This window comes from Mesorhizobium sp. CNPSo 4689 (assembly GCF_057784325.1).
This window is the reverse complement of sequence record NZ_JBWLUZ010000003.1, coordinates 459933-478592: the sequence shown is the minus strand read 5'-3', so window position 1 is coordinate 478592 and position 18660 is coordinate 459933. Positions and strand designations below refer to the sequence as shown.

Here is an 18660-nt window from a genome sequence, read left to right as displayed (position 1 = left end):
GAACAAAGCTATCCTACAGCCCTACTGCCCTCTACTGCCCTACTTCACCATCATCCGCTGCTGATCCCGCTTCTCGGCGTAGCTGCCCTTGTCGTACGCCGCCTGTGCCTCGAGCTGCTCCTTGGTGAAGGTGGTGTAGAGATACTTCTTGCCGTCCTTGTCGGTCATGAATTTGAGATTGTCCATGCCGACAGCCACTTCCTTCTCCCCGACGCCGAGGAAGCCTCCAACGTCGACGATGACCGCGTCAGGCTTGCTGTCCGGCGCCAGCACGACATCGCCGATCTCGCCGACCTTGACGTCGTTGGCGCCGTAGACGGTCGTCCCTTTGAGGTCATCACCTCTGATTTCGCCGACCGGCATCTCTGTCAGCGTCGACTTGTCGATCGCCGCTGTCTGCGTCGGGTCGGTTGCCTTCACATCGGGCGCCGGGGCGGCCGGAGCCTCAGCTGTTTTCTCGCCCGGGGCCGGAGCCTCAGCTGTTTTCTCGCCCGGGGCCGGAGCGGTCGTTGTTGGGGCGGCGGCCTTCGGGACCTCGTTCGATGCCGTGCTGGCCACCGGTGCCGGATCATAGGCCTTGCGGTTGAAGTCCGGCTGCGCCTGCAACTCTTCCTTGGTCGTCTGGACGACCAGCCAGCGATCGCCGTTCCGCTCTGCCCACTGCGTCTTTGCGAAGTCATAGGCGACGTTCTTTTCGCCCAGGCCAAGGAATCCACCGACGCCGATCACAAGCGACTGCGCCTGGTTGTCCTTGGTGAGAACGATGTCGTTCACATCGCCAATACTCTGGGCGTCGTCAGCGGTGCCGTTATAGACGGATTCGCCAATGATGTTGGTAGCCAGGTTCCCATCCACCTTCTTCACGACAGGTTCGGCCGGCGCTGCATTCATGTCGACGGGCTTCTGTGCTCCGGTAGCGTCCGTGGAAGACGTATCGGTCGTTGCTGGCGGGACAGGATCGTAAGGCTTCCTGTCAAAGTCCGGCAGCGCCGTCAGCGCTTCCTTCGTCGTCTCGGCGACCAGCCAGCGGTCGCCGTTCTTCTCGACCCATTGCAGCTTGTCGTAGTCGAACGCGACATCCTTCGCCCCGATGCCAAGAAAGCCGCCGACGCCGATGACAGCGGATTTCGCCTTGCCGTTTTCGTCAAAGACAATATCGCTGATCTCGCCGATGCTTTGGGCATCGTCGGCCGTGCCGTTATAGACGGATTCACCGATGATGTTGGTCATCAGGCTGCCTTCCGCGCGCACCACCGGGGCCGCGGGAGCAGTCTCGGTGGCGGGCGCCTCTGCAGGCGCTGGGGTTGTTGCCGTCTGTGCGAAAGCGCCGGTTGCAATCAACGTTGCCAACGCGGTCGTCGCTAAAAGAGTGCGGATCATGATCGTCTCTCCTCGTGCCTGATTTCTGCGCGCCGAGCCCAGACGAGACGTCCGCCTCGGCATCCTCCTACTGGTTCACAACGTCGTGACCACGCTGTTGTTCCGAAATTAGGCGTGCTCGGCACATCCGGATAAGTCGCAGGAAACCTTGTGGGATTTCGCCCGAGCCAGGGGGAACCTTTCATCGGCCACTTCGTTTCAGCCTTTGGCTGGGATCTTCCCGGCCCGATGGGTTGTGAAGAAAATCGGAGCGGGCATGCGATTTGCGGCGGTGCTGAACCGGGACGGCGGCACCTTGCGCACGACCGATCTCCCAGCCTTTTCCGAGCAGATGCGCGAGACGCTGGAGGCAGCGGGCCATTCTATCGACATCGACATCGTTGCCGGTGGCGACATCGAGGCTGCGCTGGAGAAAGCCGCGGCGCGGCGTGGTGTCAACGTCGTGCTTGCCGGTGGCGGTGATGGCACCATCTCGGCCGCGGCGGCCCTGCTGATGAATCGCAAGAAGGCACTGGCCATCCTGCCCGCCGGCACCATGAACCTTTTCGCTCGTGGGCTCGGCATCCCGCAAACGCTCGACGCCGCCGTGAAATCCTTTGCCGATGGCGAGGTGATCGCCGTCGACATTGCCAGCGCCAATGGCCGGCCATTCGTGCATCAGTTCTCGGTCGGCCTGCATGCCAAGATGGTCCAGTTGCGCCAGAAGATGGAGTTCGGCTCACGCCTGGGAAAGATGCGGGCGTCGGTACGTGCCGCCTGGGCAACCATCAAGAACCCGCCGGCCATGAAGGTGACGCTGACCATCGGCGAAGCCGAGATCGTCACCCGTACGACCGGCATCGGCATCACCAACAATCTGTTCGGCGAGGGCCACCTGCCCTATGCCGACAATCCTACCGGCGGCGTGCTCGGCATCTACGTTGCGGTGGCGCGGCAGCGTGGCGAGTTGGCCAGGTTCTTCCTCGACATGGCGCGCGGCAGATGGCGCGACAGCGAGCATGTCGAAATCCACCAGGCCGACAGGGCGGTCCTGAAAATCCATTCGGCGGCGAAGAAATTCCGCGCCGTCATGGACGGCGAACTGATCAGGCTCGACCGTGAAACGGAAATCCGGATCCACCCCGGCGCATTGAACGTGCTTGTGCCCGCGCGCGCTGCCCGGGCAAAGGCCGCGTAATGCAGCCCGACGCCATGAAGCCGCAGCTAGCCGGCGGGTGCCTGGTCTTGATCGGCGGGCGTGTTGGTGTCGATCATCTCGCCATAAATCTCGGCGATGCCCCATGCGACAAAAGCCAGAAGCAGGGCCGCGATCAGAATCCTGAGGCCGTGCCGTCCCCACCGCCCTTGACGGGCTTTGTCTTCAGGGATGATCTTCATGGTCGGCTCCCTCATGGTTTGGCGCCGGCGGGCGGGAACTGGCAAAACATGGTCGGGTAACGATTCCTTGCTACGAAAGTTCCGCAGACAGCCGAGTCTGACTGCGTGGCGGCCTGCGACCACAAACCCGGGAATTTGGGGGCTCGGTGGACAACAGGGTTGAGAGTGCGCCGGGAGTGCCGGCAGATGTGTTTGGCGCCATAAACGCGCCGGATCGGCTCGCCGTGCTCCATGGCCTCGATGCGTTCGATACGGCAGCCGATCCGGACTTCGATCGCATCAGCGGCCTCGCCGCGGCCGTGATGCAGGCGCCTGTCGCGCTGATCACCCTGGTTGATGCCGAGCGGCAGTGGTTCAAATCCTGCATTGGCTTCGACGAGACCGAAACGGCGACCGAAATATCCTTCTGCGCCCATGCGATCGCCGCCGGCGACGAGCCGATGGTGGTGGCCGACGCTACCCTCGACCCTCGCTTCGCCGGCAATCCGTTGGTCACCGGCAAGCAGCATATCCGCTTCTACGCCGGCGCGCCGATGGTGGTGGCCGGCACCCGCATCGGCACGCTCTGCGTGCTCGACCGCAAGCCTCATGCCTTTCCGTCTGCCGCCAAGCTCGGGCAATTGAAGGCGCTTGCCGGCCTTGCCGCCAGCCTGTTCACGCTGAAGGACGCCACCCGCAATGGCGCCATCGCCGCGGCCGCACTTGAGCGCGAGGAAAAGCGCCGCGCCATCGCGCTCGACGCCGCATCTTTGGCCAGCTGGGCTTGGGACATCCGCACCGACATCATCGAATGCGATGTGCTGCTGTCGGAGCTGTTCAACCTGCCGCGCTCCAACCGGCTGCGAGCCCGCGACATCCTGGCCGCAATCGACCCGCGCGACGTCTACCAGACCGAGACGCGCTTTCGCGACGCGCTGACCGGTAGCGACGACTACTTTGGCGAATACCGCGTCAAGGGCATGCATCCGCCGCGCTGGGTGGCCACGCGCGGCCGTGTCATCGAACGCGACGGCGACGGTAAGCCGACGCTGATCTTCGGCGTCAACTACGACATCACCGAGCGCAAGCTCGGCGACGAACGGCAAAGGCTGCTGTTGCGCGAGCTGAACCACCGCGTCAAGAACACACTGGCGACCGTGCAGGCGCTGGCGACACAGACCGTTCGCCATGCCCGCCAGCCCAGCGAATTCCTCGAAGCCTTCGGCGCCAGACTGCAGGCGCTGGGCGTTGCCCACAATCTTTTGTCGGACCGCGAATGGCGCGGCATCGGCATCAGGGAGTTGGTGCAGATCGAGGTCAAACCGTTCGACAGCACTGAGCGGCCGCGCATGACGATTTCCGGCGCCGATCTCCTGCTTACGCCCGACCAGGCGGTTGGGCTGGGCCTGATCCTGCACGAGCTTGCCAGCAATGCGCTGCAATACGGGTCGCTGTCGGTGGCGTCCGGAAGGGTCGATGTCACCTGGAAGGCCGAAGGCAAAAGAGGCGCGCGGCGCCTGGTGCTGACCTGGCGTGAAAGCAGCGGCCCGCCGGTGGAGCCCCCCGACCGCCACGGCTTTGGCTCGATCCTGATCCGCCGCAGCCTGGCCAAGGTCATCTCCAGCGAGGTGACCCACGAATTCCGTCCCGAGGGCGTCTTTGCCGAGATCTCGATGCCGCTGGAGGATCTGCCGAAGTAAGCCCGAATCTAATTTAGTCCGTTTCGCCGGTATCCTTGTCGTCGGCATCGGGCTTCACATTCTCGCGGTAGATGGCGTAAGCCGCGAGCGCGACCGCCGGGCCGAGAATGGCACCCAGGCCGCCCTTGCCCTTGAGCAGCGCCGGCAATACGGCAAGGGCCGCCGTGATGCCGATCGCTTTCATGTCCGCGCTGCGCCTGCGCGCCCGGCGCCGCGCGCGCGCACCGGCCGACACCTGATAGACGATGAGAGTGAGCCCCGCGACCGCCAGGAAGCCGACGCCGAAGCCAATGGCGGCGGCCAACGAGCCATAGCGTTCAGCCGCCCAGATATAGGCCGCCCCGATGAGGAAGCCGAGGCCGCATAGTGCGGCAGCCGCGGCAACCGCATAGACGATTGCGGCCGTGCGCGCACGGCGCAGGGCAGCAACGGTTTCGCTAGTGGCGAGGGCCGAGATCAGCGATGCCAGCATTCCCATCTGTGCAGGAACTAGCGCCGCGCCAACAGCGCGAAGAGGAAGCCCACACCGGCGGCGATTGCCAGCGAGGTCACCGGCTTTTCGCGCACATTCGCCGCTATCTGCGCTTCGATATCCTTGGCGTTGCCGCGCAAGGTGTCGAAGGCGGCTTCGCCTTGGGCGCGCAATTGCTCGACGCCTTCGCTGGCGGCGCGCCGCGCCGTGCCATATCCATGTTCGCCGGTCTTGGCCAACTGCTTGGTGAGTTTTTCGATGTCGGCTTTCAACTGCCTGATGTCGGCTTCGAGATCCGAATTCGTCCGGCTTTCGTTCGCGGTCTTTCCAGTGGCAGTCGCCATTGCTTAACTCCTTGCGTTTGCTTGATTTCAAACGCCCAACACACGCCGAGGTTCCGAACATACGCCCCAAGGTTCCGAAATCGGAACGACGGCCATGAAAGGGTGTTTGCGCTTATGAGTCCAGCCCAGTTCGAATTCCTTCGGCTGAAGCGTCAGATCAGCGGCCTGCGATCCTCGCTCAGCCCCTCCCAATGGGCGAGCTCTTTGAGTCGGTCGCTGTCGACCACCTCGCAGCCGCCATCGCGCCAGACGATCAGCTTGCGGTCAATCAGCTTGCGGATCGTCTTGTTGGTATGGACCAGCGACAGGCCCAGCGTGTCGGCGATGTGCTGCTGGGTGATCGGTATCTGCACCGGTGTCTTGCCGTTCAGGCCGACCGCGCGGGCGCGGCTGGAGATGAAGGCGATGAGATAGGCGGCGCGCTCCATCGCCGTGCGCCGGCCGATGCTGAGCAAATTCTCGTCCAGCATGCGTTCCTCCCGCGACGCGATCCAGGTGATGTCGTAGGCGAGACCCGGATGATTGCGATAGAGCTCATGCAGTTGTTCGCGCTCGAAGACGCAAAGCAGCATCGGCGACAGCGCCTCGACGGAGTGCTGCATCTCGCCCATCAGGCTGCCCTGCAGGCCGATGAGATCGCCGGGCATCGAATAGTTCAGGATCTGGCGGCGGCCGTCCGACAGCAATTTGTAGCGGAAGGCCCAGCCCGAGAGTACCGTGTAGAGATGCGCGCTGTGGCTGCCCTCGACCAGGACCGTGGCGCCCTTGTCGACGGCCAGCTCCCCCTTCTTGAACGTGCTGACAAACAGCAGTTCCTTCTTCTCGAACTCACGGAAGGCCGGCAGCGGCCGCAGCGGGCAGCTTTCGCATGGATACTGACGGCTGGACAAAGAACGACCGCGTTGCGCGGGCATTTCGACCCCCCTCTTCGAAACCCGGCCTCTGACGGGGCCGACAGCAAACGCGTTGCCGGAACGGAAGTTCCGCAATCGCCATGGCCACGTCTTTTTTAAATGACAGACCGCCAAATAGCGCTCATGACTCGCTCCGTTTCAAGGAGACATTGCCCGGTGCCCTCATTGCTCGACGGATTGCGGATCCTCGTCCTCGAAGACGAATTCCTGATTGCCATGGATGTCGAGCAGCTGTGCCGCGACTATGGCGCCGGCAACGTGGTGATTGCCCGCGACCTTACGGAAATCGAGCCCCAGGATGTGGTTGAGCAATTTGATGCGGCCATCGTCGACCTCATGCTGGGTGGCGCATCGACACGCGACTTCGCCTCGGCACTACGCGAGTCGGGCGTGCCCTTCATCTTCGCCTCCGGTCATTCGGACGCCGACGAGATCAAGGCGTCTTTTCCAGGCGTCAGGCTGGTCGCAAAACCCTATTCGGGAGACGATCTCGTCGAGGCTGTGGCCGCGGCCTGCGGGCGCTCGTCCGGACCAGTCTGAATCAGGATGTCGTGCACCGGCGCCAGTTGACGCTCACGCTGCGTTCGACCCCGTCACCTGCGCCGAGATCGCATCCGGGCCGTACTCGTCTTCGCCGGAAATCTTCAGGATCTCCTGCAGTCGTGTGCGGGCCCGGCTGACGCGGCTTTTGATCGTGCCGACCGCACAGCCGCAGATCTCGGCGGCTTCCTCGTAGGAAAAACCGGACGCGCCGATCAGGATGATGGCTTCGCGCTGGTCCTCGGGTAGTTGCTCGAGCGCGCCGCGAAAGTCCTTGAGGTCCAGCTGGCCGTGCTGGGCCGGATGCACCGCGAGCCTCGCCGTCATGATGCCGTCACTGTCCTGCACCTCGCGGCCGCGTTTTCGCATTTGAGAATAGAATTCATTGCGCAGGATGGTGAACAGCCAGGCCTTGAGATTGGTGCCCGGCTGGAAGCTTTCATGCTTGTCCCAAGCCTTGACCAGCGTTTCCTGCACCAGGTCGTCGGCCTTGTCGGCGTTTTGCGTCAGCGACACGGCAAAGGCGCGCAGGCTCGGGATCGAGCCGAGCAGATCGGTCTTGAAGCTCTGGGAAACGGCCGTCATGCTCAGTCCTTCTTCGGCGCGGGTTCGGTTCGCTCCAGCTGGCTGAGCAGCTGGGCAAAACGATCCGGCACGTGATCGGAGACCAGCTCATCGTAATATTGCTTGAGTTTGCGGCCGATTTCCGAATTTGGCCCGAGCGGGTCACCGGAAGCAGCCCGGCGCCTGCCCGCGGCGCCAGCCGTGATATCTTTCGTCATATTCTTCATTTTTGCCCTTGATTCCAGCACCCGAGCCGCACCCCAACAACACAAAACAAAAGGCAAGCGGCACCCTCGTCTGGTTTGCCCATCCCAGCCCAGAACGCCATCCTCTTATATTAGTTCCACGTTGATCGGAACTTTTTAGGAAAGCTGGCGTTTGGGTCTTCGGGACTTGCATTCGGCTAGACCTGCGACTTATGCAATTGCGTCATCTGAGGGAGACGTCCATCATGAGCCTTTCCGCCACCATCGCGCCGCACCTGCCGTTCCTGCGCCGCTTCTCGCGCGCCGTTTCCGGATCACAGGAAAGTGGCGATGCACTGGTCGCCGCGATGCTCGAAGCCATCATCGCCGACGTCGATATCTTTCCCGATGCATCGAACGACCGTATTGCGCTGTACAAGGTTTTCGCCAGGCTGTTCACCTCGATCGCCATCCGTGTTCCGCAGGAGCATGCCCAATCGGCATGGGAGCAACGCGCCGCGGCCAATCTAAACGCGATCGCCCCGCGCCCGCGCCAGGCTTTCCTGCTGGTCGCCGTCGAAGGCTTCAGCGAGGACGAGGCGGCGGAAATCCTCGATGCCGACGAACAGGAATTTTCGGATCTGCTTGCCCAGGCGAGCAACGAGATTTCCCGCCAGGTGGCGACCGACGTGCTGATCATCGAAGACGAGCCGCTGATTGCCATGGACATCGAGGAGATGGTCGAGAGCCTTGGCCATCGCGTCGTCGGAACGGCGCGCACCCATGCCGAGGCGGTGACGATATTCGGCAAGACGCGGCCGAAGATGGTGCTGGCCGATATTCAGCTTGCCGACGGCAGTTCGGGTATCGAAGCGGTGAACGAGATCCTGTCGTCCACATCGGTGCCGGTGATCTTCATCACCGCCTTTCCCGAGCGCCTGCTGACCGGCGAACGGCCTGAACCGGCCTTCCTCGTCACCAAGCCGTTCAATCCGGATATGGTCAAGGCGCTGATCAGCCAAGCGCTGTTCTTCGACAGGCAGGCCAAGGCAGCAGCATAGGCCGAGGCCCGCGCCATCGGGGCGCTGGCCTGTTTCCCAACGAAATGACGTGTTGCGCGCCGGTCGCTCGACTGCCTCGCCGCACGATTAATTTCGCGCCTGGAGCGGTTTTCCGGGATCGTCTTTTTAAGCAAATGGTGGAACAAACACCAACCAACCACGTTTTGCCTCAGCATTGGAAGGAGACGGATCATGCTCTACTGGGCGCTCGTATTTCTCGTCGTGGCGATCATCGCCGGCGCGCTTGGTTTCGGCGGCATCGCCGGCACATCGGCCGGCATTGCACAGATACTGTTCTTCATCTTTCTCGCCTTCTTGATCATTTCGCTGCTTGCCGGCCTGTTCAAACGGGCGTGAAGGGCGGCGCGATCGGACACTGGAAGCCGCACCCCTCAAACGGTTTCCAGCCACCGCCGGGCGGTGCACTCCAACGAGGTGCCGCTCGGCGGACCGTTTAATGGGAACCCATTTCAGAATGAACCGTTCAGCCTGGGTTCGGTGGCAAAAAAATGCGTTCCAAGGCCCCAGACCTGAACGACAGCCGGCGGAGTGATGAAGTCATCGCTCTGCATCCGGCCGAAAGCGGAATGCAGCTTTGCCGGGCTCTTCTTCACGCGCTGCACAATGCCGGCATTTCCGTTCTCTACCAGGATCGCGACATGAAGACCGTGTGGGCGCGCAACATGCGCGCGCCATGGGCGTCCGACGCCGCCGACAGCAACGGCATACTGCCGCCGGCGCAGGCGGAGCGCATCGGCGCCGCCAAACGCAACGTCGTCGCCTCAGGCAATCCGGAACGTCTCGAACTCGGTGTTCCCGTCGAAGACGGCATACGCTGGTTCCAGGTGTGGATCGATGCCGATCATGGCGAAAGCGGCGCCGTACAGGGGGTCGTCACCACCATGGTGGAAACCACCGAGCAGAAACGCCGCGAGCAGACCTTGAAGACACTGCTGCGCGAGGTCAGCCATCGCTCGAAGAACCTTTTGGCCATCATCCAGAGCATCGCCACCCAGACCGGCCGCTATTCCGAGACGCTCGGTGATTTCCTGACGCGCTTTCGCGGCCGGCTGCAGTCGCTGGCCTCGTCCCAGGATCTGGTGACGTCCTCCAACTGGCGGGGTGCAGCCCTGCGCGAGCTGGTCTCCGGGCAGGTTGCGCGCTACGGCTCGGACCCCAGGCGAAGCTTGCGCTTCGCCGGCGAGAATCCTTACCTCAACCCCAATGCCGCCTTGCATATCGGCCTGGCGATGCACGAACTCGCCGTCAATTCGGTGAGCTACGGCGCCCTGTCGCGGCCGGATGGCTTTGTCGAGGTCACAGCCAAACTGACCGCCGCCTCGGCCGACAAGCCTGCCCTGTCGCTGACATGGACCGAAGCCATCGGCGCCCGTGACCGGCAACCCAGCGAGAAGCGTTTTGGCAGCGTAGCGCTTGAGCGCGTCGTACCGACATCGCTGAACGGAACGGCGACGCTCGAAATCACCGGCGACCGTGTCGAATACCGCCTCGTCGTCCCGCACGGCAATTTCGAAACGGACTGACCGGATATCGCGTGCCAACGCACGAGAAAGTTGCAGTTCTTAACCGGCTGTTCACCATAAAGTTGGATGCTGCCTTGGCCGGATAGCGCTGGAGCCTGCCGACCCGCCGGATGTCCCGCCGCGGTCGCAGCGCAGCAGAGCAATTCCAGGAAAGTACGCAGCGGTTTTCCATCCGGAATTGCGCGAAAACGAATACTTGGAGCGGGGCAGCGTTCTATCAGAAGCTGAATCTCTCCAGGGGAGGGATTGGTCTTGACGGTTGCCGACATGAACAGGCTTGAGCAAGCCGCCCGCGTCTCGATGAGTGGATTCCAGGACCCCGAGGCCCAGACCTCGGCATCGCGGCACTTCCACCCTTTGCTTCACTTCGCCGCCGTCGTGTTGGTCGCTGCCGTGGTGCTGGCGGCGGCATGGCAACTGACCTGACGTCGAACCCGAGTAATCTCGCGCTCGTCTGAAGATCACAGCGGAGCCTTGCGGGCAGCTGCCCCGAATTGTTGACTGCCCCGCCGCTGGCGCAGGAACTTTGGCTGATTTCGACCGTTCTTATGGCGAGAGGTTTGTTGCCATGGAACACATCGCTGCTTTGCTCCTGGTCATCGGCTGCTCGAACACCATGACCGAGTGCCGTGAATTGTCCGTGCCAGTCAGCGTCTTCGAGACCGCCGCGGAATGCACCGCCGAAAGGCCTTTTGTCCTGACCGATGTCCAGGGCCAGGCTCCGCATATCGTTGCCGAGTGCCTCACTGTCGATCCGGCTCTGGAGGATGACTACGACCAGATCGTCTGGAACGTGCGCCCGGACGGCACGCTCAATGCCTCCTTGCAGGTTTCCAACCTTGTGGTTGCATCGAACGCTGCGCGCCCCGAAAAAGACTATCTTAGCCAACAGTAAAATCGGGCAGGCAAAGGCCGTTGTTTCATGCTAAATGACGGCTGGTACTCGCTAAAATCAGGACAAAAGTGAGGAGAGACTCTATGCGGAAAGTGATTATTGCCATGGTTGCCGTGGTCGCAATCAGCGGCTGCAGCACGACCGAGCAGGACGTTGGCGTCGGCGCCGGTGTCGGCGCAGTGGCCGGCGGCCTGATCGGCGGCGGCAGGGGTGCGCTCATCGGCGCAGCCGTCGGTGCCGGATCCGGTCTGCTCGTGCGCAACCTGCGCAATGGCTATTGCCAGTACCGCGACAATCGCGGTCGTCTCTACACGGCCCGCTGCTGATCCGCTTCAGCATGCAAGCATAGCAACGGAGACCGGCTCGTCCGGTCTCCGTTTTTCTGCCTGGCGCGGGTCCGCTTACCGCAGCCGCGATTCAGACCAATGGGATCCTGATTTTCACCTTCAGCCCGTCGGCGTGAAAGTCGCGCTTGATCGTACCGCGCAATTCGCGCGTGACGTTGAGGTCGATCAGCTTGGTGCCGAAGCCTGTCTTGGCCGGCGCGTCCAGTGGCTTGCCCCCTGTTTCATGCCAGTTGAGCGCCAGCGTCCTGTCATGCCCGCGACCCTCGACCGACCAATCGACCTTGAGCGCGCCCACCGAATTGCCGGCCTCGCCATATTTCAGCGCATTCGTCGCCAGCTCATGGAAGGTCAGGCCGAGCGCCTGCGTCGTCGTCTCGTCGAGCAGCACTTCCGGCCCCGACAATATCCCCTCTGGAAGCTCCTTGCCGAATACCTGGCCAAGCTCGATGCGCAGCAGGTCGCCGAGATCGGCCTTCTGCCAGCGCGAACGCGTCAGCATGTCCTGCGAAGCAGCCATCGCCTGCAGCCTGGCCGAGAAGGATGACGAGAACTCCTTCACATCGGTGGCGTGCGACGCGGTCTGCCGGGCGATCGCCAGCACCCTTGTGATCGAGTTCTTGATACGATGCTTCATCTCCTGCAGCATCAGGTCCTTTTCGAGCAGGCTCTTTTCGGTCGTCTCGTGCAACAGCGAAACCGCGTCATAGGCCCGCTCCTGAAAGCGGGCCACCAGCGCAATGGCCCCGGCAAGCAGCAAACCGAACAGGCCGAGCATCACCGGAATGGCGCGCGAAGAGGGCTGCGAGAAGGCGCTTGTCGGCCTGAAAAGGACGGTCCATTGCCGCCCTGCCACGACGAGCTTGCGGGTGACCAGCAGCCGGTCGCCGAATATCGAAACCGGCGGCGTCTCAGACTGGAACAGAAGATTTCCGGCATCCACTTCGCCGTCATAGATCTCGGTGTTGACCGGCAGCAGCGGCGCGCGGCTGAGCGCGACCTGGAACAGGTCGCGGGCGCGGAAGGCCGCATAGAGGAAACCCGCTGTCGAGGAGCGCGTGGCGTTGATGACGTCAGGCGCGGTCTCGACCTTGAGCCGCACGAAAACCAGGAAGCCGGTGAAAGTCTGCGCGGCACCTGTCCCCTGGCCGAGCTGGATCAGGCCGCTTGCGTGCTGCTGGTCGTCGGCCATCGCCTTTTCGATCGCCGCCCGCCGCACTGGCTCGGTGAACATGTCGAAGCCGATGCTGGCCTGGTTGGACGGGTCCATCGGTTCGAACAGCACGACCGGCGTCCGCCATGGCTGCGTCGTCGCCGGATAGACCGCATGCGCGACACCCTGGTCGCGCAGTATGTCGCGCTCGACCGCGGCCTCGTCGCCTGTCTTGGCCAGCCTGAGAAAGCCGATGCCGCGCAGTCCGGCGAAATTGTTGTCGACGTCGAGCGCGCTGAAGAAAGCCTTGAACTCGCCACGCGAGATGTCGCCGTTGCGGGCGTCGAACAGCGCCTGGGTCGAGCGCAGCAACGACAGATGCAGGTCGATGCGGCTCTCGATGCGGTTGAGCGCGTCATCCGCCGTCGCGGCGAATTTGATGCGCGCCGCCTCTTGCGTGGCGAAATACGCAAAGCCCGCCATCGTCAGGCTGATCAGCGCGACGGCGATGAAGGCGACGATCGGGAAAAACTTCTTCAATGGATGGCGTTGCCCATGGCGATTCGGACCCTTTTATGAGCAAGTCCCCGCGCCAACACAATGGCGCGGCCAAACCATCATGACGGCTGGCATATCACATTAGAAGACAGTTAGCCGGCTTACTTGATGTCTCAGGCAGCGATTTTCAGCGCGCCTGGCCCGGGAATGGCGCCGGGCGGGCACTTGCCGAGGATGATCATGCCGAGCACCTCGTCCTGGGTAACGTCGCTGGTGCGCGCCGTGCCGACGACCTGGCCGTTCTTCATCACGCAGACCCGGTCGGCAAGCTCGAACACGTCGTGGATGTCGTGGCTGATCAGGAAAATGCCGATGCCGTCGGCCTTGAGCTGCCTGACCAGTTCGCCGACCTGGGCTGTTTCCTGCGGGCCGAGTGCGGCCGTCGGCTCGTCCATGATCAGGATGCGGGCGTTGAACAGGATGGCGCGCGCGATCGCTACCGACTGCCGCTGGCCGCCCGAGAGCTTGACCACCGGATCCTTGAAGCGCTGAAAGCGCGCATTGAGCCGGCCCATCACCTTGCGCGCCTCGGCTTCCATGGCGACATCGTCTAGCGTGCCCCAACCGGTCATCAGCTCGCGGCCAAGGAAGAGGTTAGCGGCGGCGTCGACATTGTCGGCCAGCGCCAGCGTCTGGTAGATCGTCTCGATGCCGTATTTCTTGGCGTCTCGCGGATTGGAGATCGAGGCCTCCTCGCCGTTGACGAAAATCTGGCCCGCATCGCGCTTATAGGCGCCGGACAGGATCTTGATCAGCGTCGACTTGCCGGCGCCATTGTGGCCGAGCAGCGCCACTACCTCGCCTGGGAAGAGATCGATCGACGCATCGTCGACGGCGCGAATGCCGCCGAAGGCGATCGAGATGTTGCGCATGTCGATCAGCGGTGTGCCCGTGGGAGCAGTCTTTTCCATGGCCGCGTCCTCCTCAGACTCGCTTGCGATAGACGGTGTCGAGCCAGACGGCGACGACCAGCACGGCGCCGACGACGATGCTCTGCAGCGGCGAGTCGATGCCGAGCAGCACCATGCCGGACTGCAGCGACTGCATCAGCAGTGCGCCGAGCATGGCGCCCAGCACCGTGCCCGAACCGCCGGCCAGCGACGTGCCGCCGATGACGGCGGCGGCGATGACCAGAAGCTCGTCCAGCGTGCCCAGCGCATTGGTCGAGGCGTTGAGGCGCGCCGACGAGATCGCCGCGCTGATTGCCGCCAGCACGCCCATGATCATGAACACCTTCATCGTCACCCAGCGGGTGTTGATGCCGGCGAGTTCCGCCGCTTCAGGATTGCCACCGATGGCGAAGACATAGCGGCCGAACCGGGTGCGCCTGGTGATGAAGGTCATGACGATGCCGACCGCGACCGCCATCAGCACCGGGATGGCGATGCCATGGGCGATGAACAGGCCGCCTTCGGGAATGGTGATGCCGTTCTGCTGCGCGTACTGGCGCACGATGCCGACCGGCCACGGATAGGAATTGGCGACCCACACCGCGCCAACGATGGCGGCGCAGGCGACCACGCCGAGGAATGTCTCCGCCCACACCGGGCGCAGCGGGAAGTTGAAGCGTTTGCGCTGCGAGCGGCCGTTGAGCAGCGCGAAGGCGACTGCCGCGCAAGCCACGACACCGACGATCCAGCTGGCGGTGGCGCCGATCGAACCGCGTGGCCCGCCGCCCATCAATTGGAAGGTGGCATCGAGCGGCGCGACCGTGCGGCCGCTGGTGATCAGCCACGCCATGCCGCGCCAGACCAGCAGGCCGCCCAGCGTCACGATGAAGGCAGGCACCTCCATATAGGCGATGATGAAGCCCTGGAACGCGCCGATCAGAAGGCCGAGCGCCACGCCGGCGGCGAGTGCGATGATCCAGAGCCAGGGATTGCCGAGCTGGAAGCCGATGACGCGAATGAGGAATTCGGCCTGCGCCACGCCCATGATCATACCGATCACGCCTTCGACGGAGCCGACCGAAAGGTCGATGTTGCGCATGACGATGACCAGCACCATGCCAGTCGCCATGATCGCCACCGACGAGGTCTGCACCGACAGGTTCCACAGATTGCGCGGCGTCAGGAAAAGCCCGCCGGACAGGATATGGATGCCGATCCAGATGACCAGCAGCGCGCCAACCATGCCGAGCATGCGCGTATCGAGTTCGGTTGCCTTGAGAAAGCGTCCGACGGCGCTGAGCTCGGCAGCCCGCGCCCGATCCGCGGTCGCATTGGCGACCGGCGTGTTGGAAGCCGTATCGGTCATGATATCCTCCCACCGGTCTCCGTCTGGCGCGGTTGCCGGAACACCGCCGAACTCGCTACCGGTATCAGCCGGCTTTAGTTGCAGGCCGCGACGCTGCCTGCGGCAACGCCAGCGCAAACCTCGTCCTTCTTGATCCAGCCGGCGTCGATGACGACGTTGAGATTGTCCTTGGTGATCGCGACCGGGGTCAGGAAAAGCGACTTGACAGTGTTGCCGCCAGGCGTCGTGAAGTCCGTGACGCCGGCAATGTCGGTCATCTTCTTGCCGTCGGCCAGTTGCGAGGCAATCTCGGCGGCGTTCTTGCCGAGCTCGCGCGCATCCTTCCACACCGACACGGTCTGCGTGCCGAGCGCGATGCGATTCAGCGCGGCGTGGTCGCCGTCCTGGCCCGAAACCGGAACGGTTCCGGCCAATCCCTGCGCCGTCAGCGCGGCAACGACGCCGCCGGCGGTGCCGTCATTGGCCGCCACCACCGCATCGACCTTGTTGTCGTTGGCGGTCAGGAACTGTTCCATGTTCTTCTGCGCATTGGCCGGCAGCCAGCCGTCCGTATAGGCCTCGCCGACATTCTTGATCTTCCCGCCGTCGATGGCTTCCTTCAGCACTTCCATGGAGCCGGCGAACAGGAAATCGGCGTTCGGATCGGCACCCGAACCCTTGATGAAGACGTAGTTGCCTTCGGGCTTCGCCTTGAACACTTCGCGGGCTTGCATGCGGCCGACTTCCTTGTTGTCGAAGGTCAGGTAGAACACGTCCTTGTTCTCGATCAGGCGGTCATAGCCGACGACCGGAATGCCCTCGTCAAGCGCCTTCTGCACCGCCGGCCCGATGGCCGAGGCGTCCTGCGCCAGCACGATCAGCGCATTCGCACCTTGCGAGATCAGGCTTTCGACGTCGGTCAGCTGCTTGCCGGGATTAGACTGTGCGTCGGCGGAAATGTACTTGTCGCCGGCGGCTTCGATCGCTGCCTTCATCGCCGCCTCATCGGTCTTCCAGCGCTCTTCCTGGAAGTTCGACCACGACACGCCGATGACCTTGTCCTTCGCCTGCGCGACCGACGCCAGCGTCAGCGACATGGCGACACCCGCCAGCATGGCGACTGCAAATTTCTTCATGATATCCTCCCTGCGCCGCGCACGGCGCGACAAACTGACCCGAAGGCCGGCACAAGGCTCTCTTTTTTTCGAGCCTCGAAAAAATACTGATCCAACGCCGAAGCGCTGTCAACATCGATTCTGACGGTTTTTGACGGCCGTCGAATTTTTTTCGGGTCTCGGAATAAATAAATGACAGGACTTCCCGATTCTGCCAATATTCAGTGAGCGCGTCGACGGCCTTCGACGTTCACGAAGCGGCGGCGGCAGGGAGGAGACGCAGGCCATGTCGGTTGGAATCCGCCACGACGATCTACGCCGGCGCAACCGGGCGATGGTGATTTCGGCCGTGCGCAGGGCTGGCCAGCCGTCACGGACCGAGATCGCCGCGACCACTGGCCTCAGCCATTCGACCATTTCGGCGATCTCCTCCGACCTGATCCAGGAAGGCATCCTGACCGAGAGCAAGCCCAGCGAAGCGGCTTCGCTGAAGCGCGGCCGGCCACAGGTCGGCCTCGGCCTCAATCCGGAAGCCACCGCGGTGATGACCGTGGTGCTGTCGCTCAACTTCCTCTCCGTCGCCGTCATCGATTATGCCGGGCAGGTCATTGCCGAAGAGCAACGCCGCCTGGACACGCTGACCATGCCGCGCGACGAGCTGATCGGCGAATGCACGGCGATAGTCCGGCGCCGGTTCGAGGATCCCGATCTCGATGTCCGCAGCGTCGCCCGCATCGCGATGGGCATCCAGGGCATCACCGACACCCATGCCCGCGCCATGCTGTGGTCGCCGATCACGTCGCTGACCGACATCCCCTTTGCCGACATTCTGGAAGGCGAGTTCGGCATTCCCGCTACCATGGAAAACGACTGCAACATGATGGCGGTGGCGCTGCAATGGCGCGATCCCGAACGCTACCGCGACGATTTCATCGCCATCCTGCTCTCGCACGGCATTGGCATGGGGCTGGTGCTGAAGGGCGAACTGTTCACCGGCACTCATTCGTCCGGCGGCGAGTTCGGCCACATGATCCACCGGCCGGGCGGCGCGCTCTGCCGCTGCGGACGGCGCGGCTGCGTCGAAGCCTATGCCGGCAACTATGCCATCTGGCGCAACGCCAGGATGATGAGTGAGGATGCCGAACCGACCGATGTCGGCGACGCCGACATGCGCGCGCTCGCCGCCCGGGCGCGCGAGAGCGACGGGCCGGAGCGCGAAGCCTACCGCAAGGCGGGCGAGGCGCTCGGCTTCGGCCTTGGCAGCCTGTTCGCGCTGATCGATCCCGCACCCGTCGCCATGGTCGGCGTCAGCGCCGCCGCTTTCGATCTGATCGAACCGGCGCTGCGCGAGGCGATTGCCCAGACCGCCGGCGGCCAGCACTCGAAATCGATCTCCTTCGACACCGAGCCGAATGAGTTGCCGCTGATCCGCGAGGGCTGCGCCATGCGCGCGCTTGGCTTCGTCGACCAGGAGATTTTCGCGCCGGGCGTCCAGCAGCGAACGGGTTCGGCAGGAAAGAACGTGGCTTGATCGCGACTTGAGATGTGTTGAGGCCAGGCCGCGCCGTTCGCAGGCCTGAATATCAGCACATACCTAATCTTCCCGGATCGCGTATCCTGCCCCGCGGATGGTGCGGATGACGTCGGGCATGCGGCCATTGTTGACCGCCTTGCGCAGCCGGCCGACATGCACGTCGACCGTTCGCTCGTCGATATAGATCGTCTCGCCCCAGACATTGTCGAGCAGCTGGCTGCGCGAGAACACCCGGCCCGGATGCCGCATCATGAATTCGAGCAGCCGGAACTCGGTCGGCCCGAGCCTGATCTCGCTCTTCTTGCGGTAGACCCGGTGCGACTCGCGGTCGAGCACGATGTCGCCGACCTTGAGCATGCTGGACAGCACTTCCGGCTTGGCGCGACGCAGCAGCGCCTTGACCCTGGCCATGAATTCCGGCGTCGAGAACGGCTTGACCAGATAGTCGTCGGCGCCGGTGGAGAGGCCGCGCACGCGGTCGCTCTCTTCGCCACGCGCCGTAAGCATGATGATCGGCAGCCGCTCGGTCTCGGGCCGCATCCTGAGGCGCCGGCAAAGCTCGATTCCGGAAACCGCCGGCACCATCCAGTCGAGCACCAGCAGGTCGGGAACGTTTTCCTGCAGGCGGATCTCGGCTTCGTCGCCGCGCGTCACCACCTCGACCTGGTAGCCTTCGGATTCCAGATTGTAGCGGAGCAGCACCCCCAGCGGCTCCTCGTCCTCCACCACCATGATGCGTGGCGCTATCATCAGTCGGTTACCCCTG

General features: G+C 63.4%; 22 protein-coding genes. 10 read left to right on the top strand and 12 right to left on the bottom strand.

What is annotated here, in order from left to right:
- Window positions 1–39: 39 nt before the first annotated feature.
- Window positions 40–1380: a PRC-barrel domain-containing protein gene (locus AC04SI_RS07445; RefSeq protein WP_404283707.1), complete on the bottom strand. Its 1341-nt coding sequence runs from the start codon at window positions 1378–1380 to the stop codon at window positions 40–42.
- 256 nt (window positions 1381–1636) lie between these two features.
- Here AC04SI_RS07445 and AC04SI_RS07440 point away from each other — a divergent pair, with 256 nt between their 5' ends.
- A complete protein-coding gene (locus AC04SI_RS07440) occupies window positions 1637–2557 on the top strand; it encodes a diacylglycerol/lipid kinase family protein (protein ID WP_404283708.1) in 921 nt (306 codons plus the stop codon).
- Window positions 2558–2583: 26 nt separating this feature from the next.
- Here AC04SI_RS07440 and AC04SI_RS07435 read toward each other — a convergent pair whose 3' ends face one another.
- Window positions 2584–2757: a hypothetical protein gene (locus AC04SI_RS07435; protein ID WP_085983167.1), complete on the bottom strand. Its 174-nt coding sequence runs from the start codon at window positions 2755–2757 to the stop codon at window positions 2584–2586.
- Between the two features lie 146 nt (window positions 2758–2903).
- On the opposite strand from AC04SI_RS07435, the gene AC04SI_RS07430 reads away from it, so the two are divergent.
- Window positions 2904–4436 (top strand): sensor histidine kinase, encoded by a 1533-nt coding sequence (locus AC04SI_RS07430; protein ID WP_404283711.1) that lies wholly within the window; start codon window positions 2904–2906, stop codon window positions 4434–4436.
- Between the two features lie 13 nt (window positions 4437–4449).
- Here AC04SI_RS07430 and AC04SI_RS07425 read toward each other — a convergent pair whose 3' ends face one another.
- The 3 genes from AC04SI_RS07425 to AC04SI_RS07415 form a co-directional block, all read right to left on the bottom strand.
- On the bottom strand, window positions 4450–4914 hold the full coding sequence (locus AC04SI_RS07425; protein ID WP_404283712.1) for a hypothetical protein: 465 nt from the start codon (window positions 4912–4914) through the stop codon (window positions 4450–4452).
- Window positions 4915–4925: 11 nt separating this feature from the next.
- On the bottom strand, window positions 4926–5252 hold the full coding sequence (locus AC04SI_RS07420) for an ElaB/YgaM/YqjD family protein (RefSeq protein ID WP_404283714.1): 327 nt from the start codon (window positions 5250–5252) through the stop codon (window positions 4926–4928).
- Window positions 5253–5404: 152 nt separating this feature from the next.
- The gene (locus AC04SI_RS07415; RefSeq protein ID WP_488474048.1) at window positions 5405–6166 is read right to left on the bottom strand and encodes a Crp/Fnr family transcriptional regulator; all 762 of its coding nucleotides are present in this window, start codon (window positions 6164–6166) and stop codon (window positions 5405–5407) included.
- A 216-nt stretch (window positions 6167–6382) separates the two neighbouring features.
- On the opposite strand from AC04SI_RS07415, the gene AC04SI_RS07410 reads away from it, so the two are divergent.
- Window positions 6383–6706, top strand: a complete 324-nt coding sequence (locus AC04SI_RS07410) for a response regulator (RefSeq protein ID WP_404283732.1) — start codon at window positions 6383–6385, stop codon at window positions 6704–6706.
- 33 nt (window positions 6707–6739) lie between these two features.
- On the opposite strand, the gene AC04SI_RS07405 is transcribed toward AC04SI_RS07410, so the two are convergent.
- Window positions 6740–7291 (bottom strand): RNA polymerase sigma factor, encoded by a 552-nt coding sequence (locus tag AC04SI_RS07405; protein WP_006203856.1) that lies wholly within the window; start codon window positions 7289–7291, stop codon window positions 6740–6742.
- A gap of 2 nt (window positions 7292–7293) precedes the next feature.
- A complete protein-coding gene (locus tag AC04SI_RS07400; RefSeq protein WP_192182575.1) occupies window positions 7294–7497 on the bottom strand; it encodes a NepR family anti-sigma factor in 204 nt (67 codons plus the stop codon).
- A 224-nt stretch (window positions 7498–7721) separates the two neighbouring features.
- Here AC04SI_RS07400 and AC04SI_RS07395 point away from each other — a divergent pair, with 224 nt between their 5' ends.
- The 6 genes from AC04SI_RS07395 to AC04SI_RS07370 all read left to right on the top strand — a co-directional run bounded on the left by AC04SI_RS07395 (window position 7722) and on the right by AC04SI_RS07370 (window position 11281).
- Complete coding sequence (locus AC04SI_RS07395) at window positions 7722–8516, top strand: response regulator (protein ID WP_120013452.1); 795 nt, start codon at window positions 7722–7724, stop codon at window positions 8514–8516.
- A 192-nt stretch (window positions 8517–8708) separates the two neighbouring features.
- The gene (locus tag AC04SI_RS07390) at window positions 8709–8873 is read left to right on the top strand and encodes a DUF1328 domain-containing protein (RefSeq protein ID WP_140554166.1); all 165 of its coding nucleotides are present in this window, start codon (window positions 8709–8711) and stop codon (window positions 8871–8873) included.
- A 152-nt stretch (window positions 8874–9025) separates the two neighbouring features.
- Complete coding sequence (locus AC04SI_RS07385) at window positions 9026–10060, top strand: sensor histidine kinase (RefSeq protein WP_488474047.1); 1035 nt, start codon at window positions 9026–9028, stop codon at window positions 10058–10060.
- Between the two features lie 252 nt (window positions 10061–10312).
- Window positions 10313–10486, top strand: a complete 174-nt coding sequence (locus tag AC04SI_RS07380) for a hypothetical protein (protein WP_404283721.1) — start codon at window positions 10313–10315, stop codon at window positions 10484–10486.
- A 142-nt stretch (window positions 10487–10628) separates the two neighbouring features.
- Window positions 10629–10955, top strand: a complete 327-nt coding sequence (locus tag AC04SI_RS07375) for a hypothetical protein (protein ID WP_404283734.1) — start codon at window positions 10629–10631, stop codon at window positions 10953–10955.
- An 83-nt stretch (window positions 10956–11038) separates the two neighbouring features.
- Window positions 11039–11281, top strand: coding sequence for a YMGG-like glycine zipper-containing protein (locus AC04SI_RS07370; protein ID WP_120013455.1), 243 nt, complete (start codon window positions 11039–11041; stop codon window positions 11279–11281).
- A 91-nt stretch (window positions 11282–11372) separates the two neighbouring features.
- Here AC04SI_RS07370 and AC04SI_RS07365 read toward each other — a convergent pair whose 3' ends face one another.
- From AC04SI_RS07365 to xylF, 4 genes are all read right to left on the bottom strand, one after another.
- On the bottom strand, window positions 11373–12992 hold the full coding sequence (locus tag AC04SI_RS07365; RefSeq protein WP_404283723.1) for a CHASE domain-containing protein: 1620 nt from the start codon (window positions 12990–12992) through the stop codon (window positions 11373–11375).
- A 131-nt stretch (window positions 12993–13123) separates the two neighbouring features.
- Window positions 13124–13921: an ATP-binding cassette domain-containing protein gene (locus AC04SI_RS07360; RefSeq protein ID WP_404283725.1), complete on the bottom strand. Its 798-nt coding sequence runs from the start codon at window positions 13919–13921 to the stop codon at window positions 13124–13126.
- Between the two features lie 13 nt (window positions 13922–13934).
- Window positions 13935–15266 carry a sugar ABC transporter permease gene (locus AC04SI_RS07355; protein WP_404283727.1) on the bottom strand — a complete coding sequence of 444 codons (1332 nt, stop codon included), beginning with the start codon at window positions 15264–15266 and terminating at the stop codon, window positions 13935–13937.
- 74 nt (window positions 15267–15340) lie between these two features.
- The gene (gene xylF / locus AC04SI_RS07350; protein ID WP_404283116.1) at window positions 15341–16381 is read right to left on the bottom strand and encodes a D-xylose ABC transporter substrate-binding protein; all 1041 of its coding nucleotides are present in this window, start codon (window positions 16379–16381) and stop codon (window positions 15341–15343) included.
- Window positions 16382–16646: 265 nt separating this feature from the next.
- On the opposite strand from xylF, the gene AC04SI_RS07345 reads away from it, so the two are divergent.
- The gene (locus AC04SI_RS07345) at window positions 16647–17891 is read left to right on the top strand and encodes an ROK family protein (RefSeq protein WP_404283115.1); all 1245 of its coding nucleotides are present in this window, start codon (window positions 16647–16649) and stop codon (window positions 17889–17891) included.
- Window positions 17892–17954: 63 nt separating this feature from the next.
- Here AC04SI_RS07345 and phoB read toward each other — a convergent pair whose 3' ends face one another.
- The gene (gene phoB, locus AC04SI_RS07340) at window positions 17955–18644 is read right to left on the bottom strand and encodes a phosphate regulon transcriptional regulator PhoB (protein WP_006203872.1); all 690 of its coding nucleotides are present in this window, start codon (window positions 18642–18644) and stop codon (window positions 17955–17957) included.
- Window positions 18645–18660 lie beyond the last annotated feature (16 nt).